The organism is Vibrio sp. 03_296 (assembly GCF_002265885.1).
The window spans coordinates 1-1,027 of the sequence record NZ_NPKW01000323.1; the positions used below are offsets into that span (position 1 = coordinate 1).

Consider the following 1,027-nt stretch of genomic DNA (forward strand, 5'->3'; position numbering starts at 1 on the left):
CAGCTAAATCCATTAAAATCGGTGATGAGCAGAGAATCCTTCATGTGATTCCACAAGAGTTCACTATCGATTATCAAGAAGGCATTAAAAACCCTCTTGGTTTGTCTGGCGTGAGAATGGAAGTAAGTGTTCATCTTATTTCCTGCCACAACGACATGGCGCGTAATATAATTAAGCGGTAGAGCGTTGTGTTAAAGTCGAGCAAATTGTCTTTTCTGGTTTGGCGGCAAGCAATGCGGTCATTACAGAAGATGAAAGAGAGCGTGGTGTGTGTGTGGTCGATATCGGCGCAGGCACCATGGACGTAGCAATCTGGACGGGCGGTGCACTTCGACACACTGAAGTGTTCTCTTATGCTGGCAATGCTGTCACCAGCGACATCGCTTTTGCCTTTGGTACACCCGTGAGTGATGCCGAAGAGATCAAAGTGAAATATGGCTGTGCTCTGAGTGAGCTAGTCAGCAAGGATGATACGGTACCGTCCAGCGTTGGTGGGCGTCCCTCTCGGAGTTTGCAACGTCAAACTTTATCTGAGGTGATTGAACCGCGCTATTCTGAACTTATGGGATTAGTTAACCAAACTATTGAATCTGTTCAAATGAAGCTGCGTGAAGATGGAATTAAGCACCATCTTGCTGCGGGAGTTGTCCTCACCGGAGGGGCAGCCCAAATTGAAGGTTTAGTAGAATGTGCGGAGCGAGTGTTCCGCAATCAAGTTCGCGTTGGTAAGCCACTAGAAGYGAGTGGCTTAACTGATTATGTAAAAGAGCCGTAATCATTCCACGGCAGTTGGATTACTTCATTACGCACGAGATATGCGCTCAAGCGATGATAGTGACTACAACGAGCCTAAACGTTCGGCAGTTACTACTGGCTTGTTTGGCAAGCTGCGTAATTGGATACAAAAGAGTTTAACTGAGAGTTGCAGGAAAACGGAAGATAACACATGTTTGAACCGATGATGGAAWTGTCTGACGATGCTGTAATTAAAGTCGTTGGGGTTGGTCGGCGGCGGCGGTAATGCTGT

General features: G+C 46.8%; 1 pseudogene. It reads left to right on the plus strand.

Annotated elements, in window-relative coordinates:
- Window positions 1-962, plus strand: a pseudogene (gene ftsA, locus CIK04_RS24365) (cell division protein FtsA); the annotation flags it as partial.
- Window positions 963-1,027 lie beyond the last annotated feature (65 nt).